Source organism: Psychrobacillus sp. NPDC096389 (assembly GCF_044762855.1).
In the GTDB taxonomy this organism is placed as follows: Bacteria; Bacillota; Bacilli; order Bacillales_A; family Planococcaceae; genus Psychrobacillus.
Genome location: NZ_JBIWFB010000001.1, coordinates 1,220,354 through 1,235,364, shown reverse-complemented (window position 1 = coordinate 1,235,364; position 15,011 = coordinate 1,220,354). Strand labels below are relative to the sequence as shown.

Below are 15,011 nucleotides of genomic sequence, written 5' to 3'. Positions count from 1 at the left end.
TGTTTCGTTTCTACACACCTAACATTAAGCGGTTTTCATATGGAAAACATCATATTTCCCGTGAAAGGAGTCATTTTTGGGGTGAATGGAGCTTATTTGAGGCCCAACATTCCCTTTAAATCCGCCATTTTCGTTTTAGATAATGGAACGGACGATTTTAAAGCATCATCGAGTACGAGGCTATAACTATTTCTCGTCCATGTGATGACTTCCCTTACTTTTTGTAAATTGACAATGTAAGAACGGTGACAACGGAAAAATCCGAATGGCAATAATCTCTCTTCCAATTCATTTAACGTAAAAGTACAAGGAAAATTTTCTCCTTTAATATGTAAAAAAGTTTGCCCTTCTGTACTTTCAATATAGTCAATTTCTGGTGGATCAAATAACACGATTTTGTCGTTTACTTTTGTTGGAATTTTTTCAAATCGAATCGGTTGAACGATTTTTTCTTCGATTTCATTTTGGGTGATTGTTTCATTTTGTACTTCTTCTTGATTCTCTTCTTCCGTTTGCACTTCATGCATTCCTTTGTCGTCCAAACGAATAATTTTATCTGCAACAGTTACTGCTGTTTCCAAATGACTTGTTAAGACAAGTACTGTTTTTTGCAATTTTCGAAGTTCGTTTAACACGGCGATCAAAATACGTTTTGATTCCGCGTCTAAGTTTTGATCTGGTTCTTCCATTATGTAGATTTGCGCGTTTTGAATCAGTATGTATGCAAGCTGTGCACGTTTCTTTTCGGAGTATGTAAGATCTTTTATTTTTTTGTTTTTCTTTGCGTCCAATTGCACTAAACGAGTAACGTCCTCTATCGTTTGGGTGGATTGATACAATTGGTGGTAAAATTTAAGGAACTCTTGCACTGTAAGTCGTTCGTGTAAACCCTCATGAAGGAAAAAGAATGCTAACTTTTTGGAGTCAACATATTGGATTTCTCCATTTGATAATAATTTTTTTCCTAATAAAATATCTATGAGCTGCTCCCTTACATTCACATTCGAACAAATTGCTGCAACTTCCCCAGTATGTATAGTTAAATCGAAAGCCGGAAAAACGATTGTATCATGTATATGTTTTTCGGCTTGCAAAAAATTCAAAGACATTCATATATCCTCATTTCTATTATTCTTAACATTTTAATTATATCAGCAATTATAGATAGAAATGAAGGCGTTCTTTCGCAAAATAAAAAGAACATGCAAGAAACCATTTTAGGCTTCCTACATGTTCTCGTTACTTATTATGAACAACTATCGTATGTCGTATTTTTGACTTTCGAGCCAGTTTCGCCTCTTAGTAAATCGCCTTCTGTTGCTTCGATAATTTGGTTCGTAACGTTATTAGAAATTGAGTTTGCTACTAATTGTAGTAGGCTATTTACATCACCTTGTGATTGCTTGAACTCTTGCACGATTGGAAGATCGTCAATTTCTGCTTCAATTGCTTCAATTTTTCCTTCAATCATTTTTAGTGCTTTTTCTTTTCCTAAATGTTGAAAGTTTACTGCTTGTTTTTGCAAGCTTTTCAAACTAGCAATTTTTTCACGCACTGTTTGGTTTTCGTTGATTTGTGCCTCTGCACGTTTAAAGAAATCTACTTCTTCTGTATTGGCAATCATTGTAGCGATTTCTTTTGCTTTTTCAATAATATCGTCTCTTGTATATTTAGTAGTCATTATATTCCCACCTTTTGCTCATTTGGTACTTCTACTAATTCACCAGTAAGTGACCATGTTTTAGCATCTGTAATTTTCACTTGTACGAGCTTACCAATAATATCTTTTGGTCCAACGAAGTTTACTAGCTTACTTTTTGGTGTATATCCTGCCAGTACATCTGGGTTATTTTTACTTTCCCCTTCTACTAGCACTTCCACCACTTGACCTTCGTATTTTTTCATAGCTTCTGCTGACATATCATTAACTAATTTATTTAAACGTTGTAGACGTTCTTTTTTCACTTCCATCGGTACATTATCGACCATTTTGGCAGCTGGAGTACCTTCACGTGGCGAATAAATATACGTATAAGCAATTTCAAATCCTACTTCTTTATATAAAGACATTGTTTCTTCAAATTGCTCATCTGTTTCATTCGGGAATCCAACAATAATATCCGTTGTTAAGGAAACGTTTGGAATAGCCACTTTAATCTTACGAACTAATTCTAAATAATGCTCTCTTGAATATTTACGAGCCATTATTTTTAAAATGTCGGAAGATCCAGATTGCACTGGTAAATGGATATGATCGACCAAGTTTCCACCTTTAGCAAGTACTTCGATCAAATGATCATCAAAGTCTCGAGGGTGACTTGTCATGAAACGAATACGCGCTACGTCAATTTTGCGAAGATCATCCATTAAATCACCAAAGCGATAATCTAAGTCTTCGAAGTCTTTTCCATAAGCATTTACGTTTTGACCAAGTAGCGTCACTTCTTGATAGCCTTGTGCAGCTAAATGTCTAATCTCTTGAATGATATCTTCCGGGCGACGGCTACGTTCTTTGCCTCGCGTGTAAGGAACGATACAATATGTACAGAATTTGTCGCAACCGTACATAATATTTACCCAAGCTTTGATCGAACCTTTTCTCACTCGTGGTAAGTTTTCAATAACATCGCCTTCTTTAGACCAAACTTCTACGACCATTTCTTTTGAAAGGTATGCTTCGTTTAGAATATTAGGTAAGCGGTGAATATTATGCGTTCCGAAAATCATATCTACTTGGTTATAAGTTTTTAATATTTTATTGACAACGGATTCTTCTTGGGACATACATCCGCAAACACCGATCAATACATCTGGATTATTTTGTTTTAAATGTTTTAAGTGACCTAGCTCACCAAATACTTTGTTTTCCGCATTTTCACGAATGGCACATGTGTTGAGTAAAACAACATTTGCATCATCCACTGTGTCGGTAGGTTCATATCCAAGTTGCATGAAAATACCTGCCATCACTTCCGTGTCATGCTCATTCATTTGGCAGCCATACGTACGAATAAAAAATTTACGGTTTTGCCCCATCCCTTTAAATTGCTCAGGGATCGCAAAATCATTATGGTAGGCAACTTCTTCTTTACCCCGTTTTTTAGCTTCTTTTAAAGATGGTGGAGTATAAACTGATTGAAAATATTGGCTATAATCCTTCTCGGATTTTTTGTCCGGAGAATTAGGTTCCTTTACTTGTGTACTTTGTAAACGCGATTCTTCGTTCATAGAAGACGCTCCTTTCTTTCATTCGTAACAAACACGAACATCCATCACCCTATTATACTGAATAGTATCCACTCGTCACAAGGTATAAAGCTTAAAAGTACTGAATTGGACATAAGAAAGAATATTCGGTGAGGAAATATTGGAGTTTGTATTGTAGATGTGGGGATTTTGCGATTTTGACATCCTATCTTGCGATTCGAGCTGCCTATCTTGCGATTTTTGCACTCTATCTTGCGATTCACAATTTTGAGAGTGGATCTTGTGATACCGACTTCTTATCTTGTGATTTTGACACTCTATCTTGCGATTCGGAAGCCCTATCTTGCGATTTACTATTCTGAGTAGCAGTATTGCAAATCAAATGGTCTACTTTATCATTTTCAATACAATAAAAAAACTATCCACAAACGTGGATAGCTCTTAAGTCATTACATAAAATCTTGTAACAATGTATTAAATTCTTTTTCACTCATCTTCAAGTTTTGGTCTACGAGTGGTGTTGGTGCGTAGCCAGGAACTTGTTCTTGGTAGGACGGTGCATCTTCATTTTGATAAATGATTCCTGTCACTAATCCTTCATTTTCCATGACAACTTGCATTGCTTGTTCGCGATTTGTATGGTCGTATCCTTCCACATCGGAAAGCTTCGTTAAGTTTTCTTTGAACCAGTCATACGTATTTACTTTATTGTATGTTACGCAAGGACTGAATACATTGATGAAGGCAAAACCTTTATGGTTAATACCTGCTTCAATGATTGCTGTTAGTTCTTTAATATCAGATGAGAACCCTTGTGCAACAAAAGTAGCTCCAGAAGTAAGTGCTAGTTCTAGTGGTTTAAGGGAAGGCTCGATTGCTCCACCTGGTGTTGATTTCGTTTTAAATCCTTCTGCTGAACGTGGAGAAGTTTGGCCTTTCGTTAAACCATAAATTTGGTTGTCCATGACAACATAAGTTAGATCGATATTACGACGAATCGAATGAATCGTGTGGCCAATACCGATAGCAAATCCGTCTCCGTCTCCGCCAGAAGCGATAACGTGTAGACCTTTATTTGCCATTTTTAAACCTTGTGCAATAGGTAAAGCACGTCCGTGAATACCATGGAAACCATATGAATGAATATAACCTGAAATACGTCCAGAACAACCGATTCCTGAAATTACCGCTAAATCATGGGGCTGAATGCCGACATTGGCTGCCGCACGTTGAATAGCTGCTTGAACAGAAAAGTCACCACATCCTGGGCACCAGTTTGGTTTTACATTATTACGAAAATCTTTAAATGTTACCATCAGTTAAGCAGCTCCTTTACTTGTTTTTCTAGTTGTAATGGTAAGAATGGTGTTCCGTCATATTTCAATACGTTAATTACTTTATCGTGACCGCCAACATTCATTTTTAAAATATTTGCCAGTTGGCCTGTTGCATTGTTTTCTACTACGACTACTTTTTTCGCATTTGTCACGAGCGGTTGCACTTCTTTTGATGGGAATGGGTGGATCAGGCGAATATGTGCATGATTCACTTTCATTCCTTGTGCAATCAGTGTTTGCTGTAATTCTTCTAATACACCTCTAGTAGAGTTGAATCCTACGAATAAAATATCTGCTTCTTCATAAGGTGCGTTTACATAAACTGGCTCGTTAAAGTTTACATGTTGAAGTTTTTTCATACGCTTGTCCATTTGCGCTTTACGGTTAGACGCTGCTTCTGAAGGTTTTCCTGTTTCATCATGTTCTACACCAGTTACGTGATGAATGGCATGTTTTGTACCAGGTAGTACACGTGGTGAAATGCCATCTTCTGTTACTTCATAGCGTTTGAAGTATGATTTATCTTCTGCTTCTGGAATTTCTTCATTGTTTACTAAATTACCACGGCGAATTTCGATTTTAGAATAATCAAATGGTTCCACAGTTTGTTTACCAAGAGATAGTTGCAAATCAGATAAAATGATAACAGGCAGTTGCAATTCTTCTGCTATATTAAAAGCTTGAATTGTATCAAAAAATGCTTCTTCTCCAGTACTTGGTGCTATAACCACTTTCGGAATTTCCCCATGCGTACCATAAATCATTTGCATAAGATCCGATTGTTCTTGTTTCGTTGGAAGTCCAGTCGATGGACCACCACGCTGCGTATCGATAATAACAAGTGGTTGTTCTGTCATACCAGATAAGCCGATTGCTTCCATCATAAGTGATAATCCAGGACCTGCAGAAGCAGTAAATGCCCGAACCCCACCGTAGTTAGATCCAATTGCCATTGTAGCAGCAGCAATTTCGTCTTCTGTTTGGATAACTGCTCCACCAAATAACGGCAGCTTTTTAATCATGTACTCCATAATCTCAGAAGCTGGTGTAATCGGGTATGCCGCCATAAAACGTACACCTGCCGCTAAAGCACCAAGTGCGATTGCATCATTCCCAATCATAAACATTCGATGTTGCCCGTCTGCAGGAATAAGCTCCCATTCACCTAAACGGTCACCTAGTTGTTCCGCCATTGTATCAAAGCCTTGTTGAATGGCTTGCATATTCTTTTCAACGACTTCTTGCCCTTTTTTACCGAATATTTCATCTACAACTTCTTGGAAAACTGCTTTATCTAAATTTAATAGTGCAGAAGTAGCCCCAATTGCGACCATGTTTTTCATTAGCGATGTGCCTAGCTCTGCAGCAACTTCTGTAAATGGCACGATATACATTGGAGCAACGCAATCTTCTGGTGCTACCGGTGAAAACTTTGCATCTGCTAAAATAACACTTTTTTCTGTTAGTTCTTTGTAGTTTACATCTATTGTTTCTTGATCGAATGCTACTAAAATATCTAAATCATCTGGAATTGTACGTACTTGTGTAGGACGTACACAGATTTTATTGTTTGTGTGTCCACCTTTAATTCGAGAAGAGAAATGACGGTATCCGTATAAGTAATATCCCAGGCGGTTCATCGCCATAGAGAAAATTTCCCCAGTACTTTCAATACCCTCTCCTTGCTGCCCTCCTACTTTCCAAGAAAGCTGCTGCAACATATAAACATCTCCTTACTATCTCGTTGAATGCTTTTTACTTTCATTAGTTTACCATGAAGTAGTACGATTCACTATGTATTCAATATATTTTCCTTCAAAATCAGACCTTTGACGGAACCGAATTCGTCACAATATATACGAAAAATAAAATGAAGTCGCTACAACAATCAGTAGCGACTTCACGGTTATTTTACCTTTTTCTCTACTAACAACTTCAAAGCAGTTCGATCTTCACCCGAAATAATAATATCCGTGAAAGCAGGTGAACAAGTTAAGTCTGTACCACTAGGTGCAACAAATCCCCTTGCAATAGCAATTGCTTTAATCGCCTGATTTAGTGCACCTGCCCCTACTGCTTGCATCTCTGCATACCCTTGTTCTCTAATTACTGCAACAAGTGCTCCAGCAACTGAATTTGGGTTAGAACGTGAAGATACTTTTAAAGAATCCACTATCATTTCTCCTTTTATAGCTAGATTATGAACTTGCTTTCGTCCATAACCTACCTTATGCTACGCGGGGATTATTTAGACTTTTTAGCCTTGAAATGGGTAGTCTTCATTAATATAAACACGTTCTTGAGAAATTGCTTTCCCTGTAGAATTATCTACTTCTACGAAAAATCCACTTAACACGGAGCGACCATTTTTCGGTACTTCAAAACGAGTCGGCATATTTGTTTGAAAACGGTATAGAACATCTTCTTTTTTCATCCCTAAAACTTCATCATAAGGACCCGTCATCCCAACGTCTGTAATATACGCTGTGCCCCCTGGCAATATACGAGAATCGGCTGTTTGTACATGCGTATGCGTCCCTACAACAACAGAAGCCTTGCCATCTAGATGCCATCCAAAAGCAATTTTTTCACTTGTTGCTTCTGCATGGAAATCAACGAAAACGATTGGTGATAATTTTTTCGCTTCTTCTACTAGCTCTGTCGCTTTTTTAAAAGGATCATCATGTGGCGGCAAAAATGTTCTTCCGTGCATATTAATAACCGAAATCGTATGCCCATTTTTCGTAACGGACGTCATTCCTTTGCCCGGTGCATCTTCCGAAAAGTTGGCAGGACGAATCAAATAATCCGTATCATCAATAAAATCCATAATTTCTTTTTGATCCCACGTATGGTTACCCATCGTTACAACGTCGACTCCCATATGTAGCAAGTCTTGAAAAATTTTCTTCGTAATGCCTCGACCAGCCGCAGCATTTTCACCATTTGCAATGACAACATCTGGACTATATTTTCTTTTTAATCTTGGTAAATAACTTTCTAATGTGTCTCTACCAATTGAACCAACGATATCCCCTATAAATAAAATCTTCATTATTGTTCATCCACTTCCTTAACGAAAAAAAGGCTTCATTTCGAAGCCTTTTTTCTTAATACTAACATACGAAATAATAAATGGCTGTTTCAGCGTTTCTCAACAGTCTGAACTATTTTGCGTATTCTACAGCTCTTGTTTCTCTAATAACCGTTACTTTAATATGACCAGGATAATCAAGTTCTTCTTCGATTCGTTTACGAATATCTCTTGCCAAACGATGAGCAGTAATATCATCAATTTGATCTGGACGCACCATAATACGAATCTCTCTTCCTGCTTGAATCGCAAAAGATTTTTCCACGCCATCATAGGATTCTGAAATTTCTTCCAGTTTTTCTAATCGACGAATGTAGTTTTCTAATGTTTCACTTCTTGCACCAGGTCGTGCTGCGGATAGGGCATCTGCAGCTGCAACTAATACAGCAATAACTGATGTAGCTTCAGTGTCACCGTGGTGAGAAGCAATACTATTAATAACGACTGGATGCTCTTTATACTTCGTTGCAAGCTCGACACCAATTTCCACATGACTTCCTTCTACTTCGTGGTCAATTGCTTTCCCAATATCGTGAAGTAATCCTGCGCGTCTTGCCAGTGTCACATCTTCTCCAAGTTCAGCAGCAAGTAGACCAGCTAAAACCGCTACTTCTGTTGAATGCTTCAAGACATTTTGACCATAGCTTGTACGATAACGTAGTCTACCAAGAATCTTGATCAAGTCAGGATGTAGATTATGAACGCCTACATCAAATGTAGTTTGTTCTCCGATTTCTCGAATCTGTTCATCTACTTCTCTTCTCGATTTTTCTACCATTTCTTCAATACGAGCTGGATGAATTCGTCCATCTTGCACTAATTTTTCTAGTGCTAGACGAGCAGTTTCTCTTCGTATCGGATCGAATCCTGATAGGATAACAGCTTCTGGTGTATCATCAATAATTAGATCGATTCCAGTTAAAGTTTCGAGCGTGCGAATGTTACGTCCTTCGCGACCAATGATACGACCTTTCATTTCGTCATTCGGTAGATTAACAACAGAAACAGTTGTTTCTGCTACATGATCCGCCGCAAATCGTTGTAAGGCAAGGGAAAGAATCTCACGAGACTTTTTATCCGCCTCTTCTTTTGCTCTTGTTTCCGATTCTTTTGTCATGACAGCGATATCCGTAGCTAGTTCATTTTCTACTTCTTGAAGAATAACTGTTCTTGCTTCTTCACGTGTTAAGGTAGAAATTCTTTCTAGTTCACTTTGTTGTTTATCAACTAGCTCGTCCACTTTACTTTCTTTTCGTTCGATATGCTGTTGTCTTTCGGTTAGAGCATCTTCTTTACGCTCAAGACCTATTTCTCTCTTGTTTAGAGCATCATCCTTACGATCAAGGTTCTCTTCTCTTTGTAATAACCGATTTTCCTGTTTTTGCAGTTCCATACGGCGTTCACGGATGTCAGATTCTGCTTCATTTCGTAATTGGTGAGTTTCATCTTTGGCTTCTAAGAGCGCTTCTTTCTTTAATGCTTCTGCTTCTCGCTTTGCTTCATCTAAGATGAGTGCAGAAGATTGTTTCGCACCAGTCACTTTTGAATCGTTCACTTTTTTTAGATAATTATAACCAACAACGGCACCGACACCTAGACCAAGCAAAGCGGAGATGATAATTTCCAATAATGGCATTCGAACACCCCCTATTGCTATTCTTTTTAAGTTTCAGTCGGCTCATATATGCACCCCGCATATATGTATTGCCTTTTCATTATTTTATAAAGAAATTATACAATTTTAATTGTATAGATGTAAAAATACTCTGTCAAGGAAACGATAGGAATATTATTGATTTTACAACGTTTTTTATGATAAATTGCAAGTGTTCTTCGGAGCTTACTGAAAATATACTTTATTTTATAGGGATAATGCGTCTTAGTGAGCTCTATTAGGTGTCTGCCGTGATTTTCGCTGCAGGACGGACGATTTCCGTGGGGTGAGTGATGAGCCTTCGCCGCCCTGCAGCGAAAATCAATGAAAAAAACTAACTTATCGGGATTCGGTATTAACAATAAAGGGATGAACGAGATAAATTAGTTCAGCAGATGTCGGCTAAGCAGTTTCGGTGGGCTTTTAGGCATATTATTCCTATAGTATGTCGAAATCATGGTCGTCTCAATCCAAGTAAAGAGCTATTGTAAGAAATTAGTTGCTTTCATCTGAAATTTAGTTGCTTTCATACTGATTTTGGTTGCTTTCAGTGTAGAATTAGTTGCTTTCAACTGCTTTTTGATTGCCCTTAGCCATTCTTTGGAATTTTGCATGACGGTTTGAGACCTGGCAAGAGCGTTAGCGACAATAACCACTGCGAACACGACAACCACTATCTAGCAAATACTTGTTGCCGGGTTCAGCGGCTTCTGCGACGCAATCTCTTTATTTTGCGTATATACACAAAATAAAAAAAGTCTCTCAAATTGAGAGACTTTTTTTATTTTATTCTTCATCTAACAATAATTCAAACTCTGCGTCGTCTTCTTCCTCTACTTCGTGCCCGCCGATTGTTAAGGAACTTGCAGCCATTCCAAGAGACTCACGGATCTTTAAAGAAATCTCATTTTTAATAGCTGGATTTTCTTTTAAGAATTGTTTTACATTTTCTCTACCTTGGCCAATTCGCTCTTCATTGTAAGCATACCAAGAACCACTTTTTTGGATAATATCAAACTCTGAACCAATGTCGACAATTTCTCCTTCTTGAGAAATCCCCTCACCGTACATAATATCTACTTCAGCAGTTTTAAATGGTGGCGCTACTTTGTTTTTCACGACTTTTATTTTCGTTTTGTTCCCCATAATATCAGTGCCTTGTTTGATCGCTTCTGCGCGTCTAACTTCTAAACGGACTGAACTATAGAATTTAAGTGCACGACCACCTGGTGTAACCTCTGGATTACCGAACATTACGCCTACTTTTTCACGAATTTGGTTAATGAAAATAGCAATTGTGTTAGATTTATTAATAACACCAGAAAGCTTACGTAATGCCTGTGACATTAAACGAGCTTGAAGTCCGATATGAGAGTCTCCCATTTCTCCTTCAATTTCAGCTTTAGGTACAAGAGCAGCTACTGAGTCAATTACTAAGATTTCAATTGCACCACTACGTACTAATGCTTCTGCAATTTCAAGTGCTTGTTCTCCTGTATCTGGTTGTGATAATAATAATTCATCAATATTAACACCTAGTTTTTGTGCGTATACCGGGTCTAAGGCATGCTCAGCATCTATAAACGCTGCTTGGCCACCCGTTTTTTGTATTTCTGCAATTGCATGAAGGGCAACAGTTGTTTTACCCGAACTTTCAGGACCATAAATTTCAATAATACGTCCTCTTGGATATCCACCTATTCCTAGTGCTGCATCAAGTGCTAAAGAACCACTTGATGAAGTGGAGATTTCACGGTCTGTACTTTCTCCTAATTTCATAACAGAACCTTTACCGAACTGCTTCTCTATTTGCTTTAGCGCCATCTCAAGCGCCGCTTTACGATCATTAGCCAATTATATTTCCTCCTTAGAAAGTTCCTCTGTTTTTTATTTCTATGTTTACTATACTAGGTTTTTGAGAAATACACAAGAAAAAAGCGAACGTTTATTCGTTCATTTTTGAGACTATTTCATTTTGGTCAATAAAAACGGCCCAAAATGGAATTTTAGGCCGTTTTTTATATTCAAAATTAAATTTTTACAATCCTCGTTCATGCAGCAAGCGTATTAAATAATGAATGGTAAACTTCACAGCTCTCAGTCTGTTTGTATTACGCATGCCTGATAGATTTAATTTGTAAGAAATAGGTGCGGCATCGTCGAAGGAAATCCCTATCCAAACGGTTCCAGCTGGCTGTCCGCCATGCCCGTCTGGACCAGCTGCTCCTGTAATCCCGACTCCAATATTCGTATCAAACTTCTCTCTTACTCGCATAGCCATTTCTTCTGCACATTGACCAGATACTACGCTGCATTCTTTAATCGTCTTTTCACTGACACCTAGATGCTTTATTTTTATATCTTCCGTGTACGTAATCATACCACCAACTAATGCCTGTCCCATCCCAGAAACAGCAGAGAGTTCCGATTGGAAAAGACCGGCCGTCATACTTTCAGCTGCAGCGATCGTTAAATTATTTTCAACTAGTATATCTCGAAGCTTCGATGCAAGTGAATCATTGTTATAGCCATACACGAACTTTCCAACTCGATTGAAGATCTCCGTTTGCATGGCATCGATTAATTTCCAAGCTTCTTCTTCTGTCTCACTTTTAGCTGTTAATCGTAAAGTGACTTCCCCGTCAGAAGCAAGTGGAGCAAGCGTTGGATTCGTTTGATTGTACAACAAATCTTGTACTTCCGTTTCTAGTTCCGCTTCTCCAATCCCGTAAAATCGAATGACATGAGATTTTATGATCGATTCATTATGTAGTAGCTTCGTAAGAATAGGTTTCGCTTCGAATTGGAACATCGGCTCCATTTCTTTTGGTGGACCTGGTAGTAAAATATATGAATGCGTTTTAGTCGATAAAAACATTCCAGGAGCCATCCCATTCTTGTTTTCTAAAACCGTACAGCCCTCTAAAACAAGCGCTTGTTTTTTATTGTTTTCTGTCATTTTTCGATTCATGCGTCGGAAGAAATCTTCAATATAAATTAATGCATGATCGTCCAACACGAGATTTTTGTTTAAATGTCTCGAGATTGTCTCTTTTGTTAAATCATCTTTCGTCGGACCTAATCCCCCTGTAAAAATGATTAAGTCTGCTCGATTCTCCGCAATTTTAATAGAATCTACTAATCGATTAGGATTATCCCCAACGACTGTATGATAGTAGACATCTATCCCTAGCTCCGCTAATTGTGAAGAGATGAATCGTGCATTTGTATTGGAAATTTGACCTAATAATAATTCAGAACCAACTGCAATAATTTCAGCTTTCATAAGATCTTCCTTCCTACTTAGAGTCAAGCAACACTTTACGATTTAAATAAAAATAATCAAATCCAGACCATAAAGTGAAAAATAAACAAACATACAACATAATCATATCAAATGGAATATGGAACATTTCAAAAAATACATTTCCTAATAATAAAGACGAAACGGCAATAATTTGGGTCCACATTTTAATCTTACCAAGTTGGTTGGCGGCTACTACTTCTCCTTCGTTTGCAAGGATTAAACGCAGTCCAGTTACCGCAAACTCGCGGCTAATGATTAAAATAACTACCCATGCTGGAGCTGTTCCCAATTGCACTAAAATAATTAGTGCAGCAGACACTAGTAATTTATCTGCCAATGGGTCCAAAAATTTCCCCATATTCGTTACTAAATTATATTTTCTTGCATAGTAACCGTCAATAAAGTCGGTGATTGATGCAATAATAAAAATAATCGCTCCAATCAAATGCCCTACTGGAATTGTCGCTCCAAGAAAACTAACATCTCCCCAGTTAAACGGGACAAGCATAAAAAGCATAAATATCGGTATTAAAAAAATACGGAACATCGAAATTTGATTCGGTATATTCATTAATATGTAACTCCTTTCGTTTTAAAACAAAATAGCCATCTAAAAGATGACTATTTTTGAAACTGTATTACTAAGTTTTGCGTAGCTCTATCGTTCGGGAATTCCACTACTTGGTCATTCATATAGACTGTATTACCAGGAGTCGAACCAACACGTACACGAACTTTAGATGAGCTAGCTACATCTAATTCAAAAGTCTGCCCAGCTGCGATTTCTTGGTCCACTAAAATTTTGTTATCTTGGTCTCTTATGTTCAACCAAGTTCTATTTGTAGTAACCAATTTCACTACATAGTTTTCAGCGCCAGTTAAATCATACGTAGATGTTTCCCCTTGTGTTTCCACAAACGTCAGTTTTTGCTCTACCACAGGCTCTTCTTCTACTTCTTCCTCGACAGGTGCTTCAGGCTCTTCTTGCTCTTCCACTACTGGATCCTTTGAGTTTTGCTCTGATTGCGGCTGTTGTTCAATCAGCACATCTTCTTTTGGTTCATCAAGATCAGGAGTGTCTCCAAGTCTTTGTTGGTATAAAGTCCACACAATTACAATAATTGCGATAATAAATAGCGCCACGACAATCATCGGAAAAACTTCCATCAACTTGTTGGAAGAGCGTCCACCTAAAGTTCGCCTAGATGGCGTCGTAGGAATACTTTTGGATACTTCATCATTGGATGGAGAAGGAATATCCGTTTTATATGTTTCCAATAATTCGTCTGGATTCAATCCAACAGCCTCTGCATATTGCTTAATAAATGCACGCACATAAAATGCACCTGGCATAGTGGCATAATTTCCTTCTTCAATACTTGCCAAATACCTTTTTTGAATCTTTGTTATTTCTTGTAAATCGTCAATACTATAACCTTTTGCTAATCTCGCTTCTTTTAAGCGAGCGCCCAGTTCAGTCAACTAAAACACCTGCCCGTTAAAAATTAAAACCACCAAATCCACCGAAACCACTCATTCCTTTATCTGACATGGTGTGGTTTTTCTCCATCATTTCATACGAAATTTCTTCATCTGGATTATGACGAAGCTCAATAATATAATCAAAATCATCAATGGAATACTCGGAGTGTTGAATGAACATATCCGGATGCTCTACTACTTTTATCGTAGGCATTCGCATCATTTCTCTTACTAACATTTGATGTTTTTCATCATTTGAATTTCTTGTCACAATGCCATCCAAGATGAAAATATTGCGATCGCTAAACTCGTCCCCAATCAGTTGGCTTCGAATGGTTTGCTTGATCATTGTGGAAGAAAGGAAAATCCATTTTTTATTTGCACAAACGCTTGCTGCAACGACCGATTCTGTTTTACCTACTCGTGGCATTCCTCTTATGCCAATAAGCTTATGACCTTCTTGTTTGAAGATTTCGGCCATAAAATCGACAAGTATACCTAGTTCTCCGCGGACAAATCGAAATGTCTTTTTGTCATCCGCATCTCGCTGAATATAACGACCGTGACGCACTGCCAGCCGATCTCTTAGCTTCGGTTCTCTAAATTTCGTTAGTTGAATCGTTTCCATTGTCGAAGCGATATGTTCAAAGCGTTCGATATTTTCCTTTTTTTCTGCTTTTATAAGCATACCACGACGACCTTCGTCTACGCCATTAATCGTAACAATATTTACACGAAGCATACCAAGTAAAGAAGAAATATCTCCTAAAAGTCCGGGACGATTTATTTGAATTTCGTATTCAAAAAACCACTCACTTGTCATACGTATCTGTCCTCTCTCATTAGATGACGTTATTTACCTATTATAAGTTCTATCATATATGAATTCCTAGTTGAATAAAAGAAAAAAAGAAAAGAGCACAATATCTC

The 15,011-nt window shown here is 37.8% G+C and carries 13 protein-coding genes; all 13 read right to left on the bottom strand.

The window, feature by feature from the left end; genetic code table 11:
* Positions 1-92: 92 nt before the first annotated feature.
* On the bottom strand, positions 93-1,109 hold the full coding sequence (locus ACIQ38_RS05815) for a LytTR family transcriptional regulator DNA-binding domain-containing protein (protein WP_402819274.1): 1,017 nt from the start codon (positions 1,107-1,109) through the stop codon (positions 93-95).
* Between the two features lie 137 nt (positions 1,110-1,246).
* Positions 1,247-1,681 carry a YlbF/YmcA family competence regulator gene (locus ACIQ38_RS05810; protein ID WP_093262934.1) on the bottom strand — a complete coding sequence of 145 codons (435 nt, stop codon included), beginning with the start codon at positions 1,679-1,681 and terminating at the stop codon, positions 1,247-1,249.
* The gene (gene miaB, locus ACIQ38_RS05805) at positions 1,681-3,228 is read right to left on the bottom strand and encodes a tRNA (N6-isopentenyl adenosine(37)-C2)-methylthiotransferase MiaB (protein WP_402819270.1); all 1,548 of its coding nucleotides are present in this window, start codon (positions 3,226-3,228) and stop codon (positions 1,681-1,683) included. The genes ACIQ38_RS05810 and miaB overlap by 1 nt, the downstream gene beginning before the upstream one ends.
* Positions 3,229-3,656: 428 nt before the next feature.
* Positions 3,657-4,523: a 2-oxoacid:ferredoxin oxidoreductase subunit beta gene (locus ACIQ38_RS05800; RefSeq protein ID WP_402819268.1), complete on the bottom strand. Its 867-nt coding sequence runs from the start codon at positions 4,521-4,523 to the stop codon at positions 3,657-3,659.
* Positions 4,523-6,265 carry a 2-oxoacid:acceptor oxidoreductase subunit alpha gene (locus tag ACIQ38_RS05795; RefSeq protein ID WP_402819266.1) on the bottom strand — a complete coding sequence of 581 codons (1,743 nt, stop codon included), beginning with the start codon at positions 6,263-6,265 and terminating at the stop codon, positions 4,523-4,525. The genes ACIQ38_RS05800 and ACIQ38_RS05795 overlap by 1 nt, the downstream gene beginning before the upstream one ends.
* A gap of 185 nt (positions 6,266-6,450) precedes the next feature.
* On the bottom strand, positions 6,451-6,717 hold the full coding sequence (locus ACIQ38_RS05790) for a stage V sporulation protein S (RefSeq protein ID WP_093060206.1): 267 nt from the start codon (positions 6,715-6,717) through the stop codon (positions 6,451-6,453).
* 84 nt (positions 6,718-6,801) lie between these two features.
* Positions 6,802-7,599 carry a TIGR00282 family metallophosphoesterase gene (locus ACIQ38_RS05785; RefSeq protein WP_402819263.1) on the bottom strand — a complete coding sequence of 266 codons (798 nt, stop codon included), beginning with the start codon at positions 7,597-7,599 and terminating at the stop codon, positions 6,802-6,804.
* A gap of 112 nt (positions 7,600-7,711) precedes the next feature.
* Complete coding sequence (gene rny, locus ACIQ38_RS05780; protein WP_402819260.1) at positions 7,712-9,274, bottom strand: ribonuclease Y; 1,563 nt, start codon at positions 9,272-9,274, stop codon at positions 7,712-7,714.
* A gap of 804 nt (positions 9,275-10,078) precedes the next feature.
* The gene (gene recA / locus ACIQ38_RS05775; protein WP_402819636.1) at positions 10,079-11,116 is read right to left on the bottom strand and encodes a recombinase RecA; all 1,038 of its coding nucleotides are present in this window, start codon (positions 11,114-11,116) and stop codon (positions 10,079-10,081) included.
* A gap of 214 nt (positions 11,117-11,330) precedes the next feature.
* Positions 11,331-12,578 carry a competence/damage-inducible protein A gene (locus tag ACIQ38_RS05770; RefSeq protein ID WP_402819257.1) on the bottom strand — a complete coding sequence of 416 codons (1,248 nt, stop codon included), beginning with the start codon at positions 12,576-12,578 and terminating at the stop codon, positions 11,331-11,333.
* Between the two features lie 13 nt (positions 12,579-12,591).
* Positions 12,592-13,170 (bottom strand): CDP-diacylglycerol--glycerol-3-phosphate 3-phosphatidyltransferase, encoded by a 579-nt coding sequence (gene pgsA / locus ACIQ38_RS05765; protein WP_402819254.1) that lies wholly within the window; start codon positions 13,168-13,170, stop codon positions 12,592-12,594.
* A 50-nt stretch (positions 13,171-13,220) separates the two neighbouring features.
* Complete coding sequence (locus ACIQ38_RS05760; RefSeq protein ID WP_402819251.1) at positions 13,221-14,081, bottom strand: helix-turn-helix domain-containing protein; 861 nt, start codon at positions 14,079-14,081, stop codon at positions 13,221-13,223.
* Positions 14,082-14,097: 16 nt separating this feature from the next.
* Entirely contained in the window at positions 14,098-14,904 is an 807-nt protein-coding gene (locus ACIQ38_RS05755) for a DUF3388 domain-containing protein (RefSeq protein WP_402819249.1), read from the bottom strand.
* Between the last annotated feature and the right edge of the window lie 107 nt (positions 14,905-15,011).

Coding starts and splice junctions, on each gene's coding strand:
- ACIQ38_RS05770 (WP_402819257.1), bottom strand. CDS start 12,578: ATGAAAGCTGAAATTATTGCAGTTGGTTCTGAATTATTATTAGGTCAA.
- ACIQ38_RS05785 (WP_402819263.1), bottom strand. CDS start 7,599: ATGAAGATTTTATTTATAGGGGATATCGTTGGTTCAATTGGTAGAGAC.
- ACIQ38_RS05800 (WP_402819268.1), bottom strand. CDS start 4,523: ATGGTAACATTTAAAGATTTTCGTAATAATGTAAAACCAAACTGGTGC.
- ACIQ38_RS05795 (WP_402819266.1), bottom strand. CDS start 6,265: ATGTTGCAGCAGCTTTCTTGGAAAGTAGGAGGGCAGCAAGGAGAGGGT.
- ACIQ38_RS05810 (WP_093262934.1), bottom strand. CDS start 1,681: ATGACTACTAAATATACAAGAGACGATATTATTGAAAAAGCAAAAGAA.
- recA (WP_402819636.1), bottom strand. CDS start 11,116: ATGGCGCTAAAGCAAATAGAGAAGCAGTTCGGTAAAGGTTCTGTTATG.
- rny (WP_402819260.1), bottom strand. CDS start 9,274: ATGCCATTATTGGAAATTATCATCTCCGCTTTGCTTGGTCTAGGTGTC.
- miaB (WP_402819270.1), bottom strand. CDS start 3,228: ATGAACGAAGAATCGCGTTTACAAAGTACACAAGTAAAGGAACCTAAT.
- ACIQ38_RS05815 (WP_402819274.1), bottom strand. CDS start 1,109: ATGTCTTTGAATTTTTTGCAAGCCGAAAAACATATACATGATACAATC.
- pgsA (WP_402819254.1), bottom strand. CDS start 13,170: ATGAATATACCGAATCAAATTTCGATGTTCCGTATTTTTTTAATACCG.
- ACIQ38_RS05755 (WP_402819249.1), bottom strand. CDS start 14,904: ATGACAAGTGAGTGGTTTTTTGAATACGAAATTCAAATAAATCGTCCC.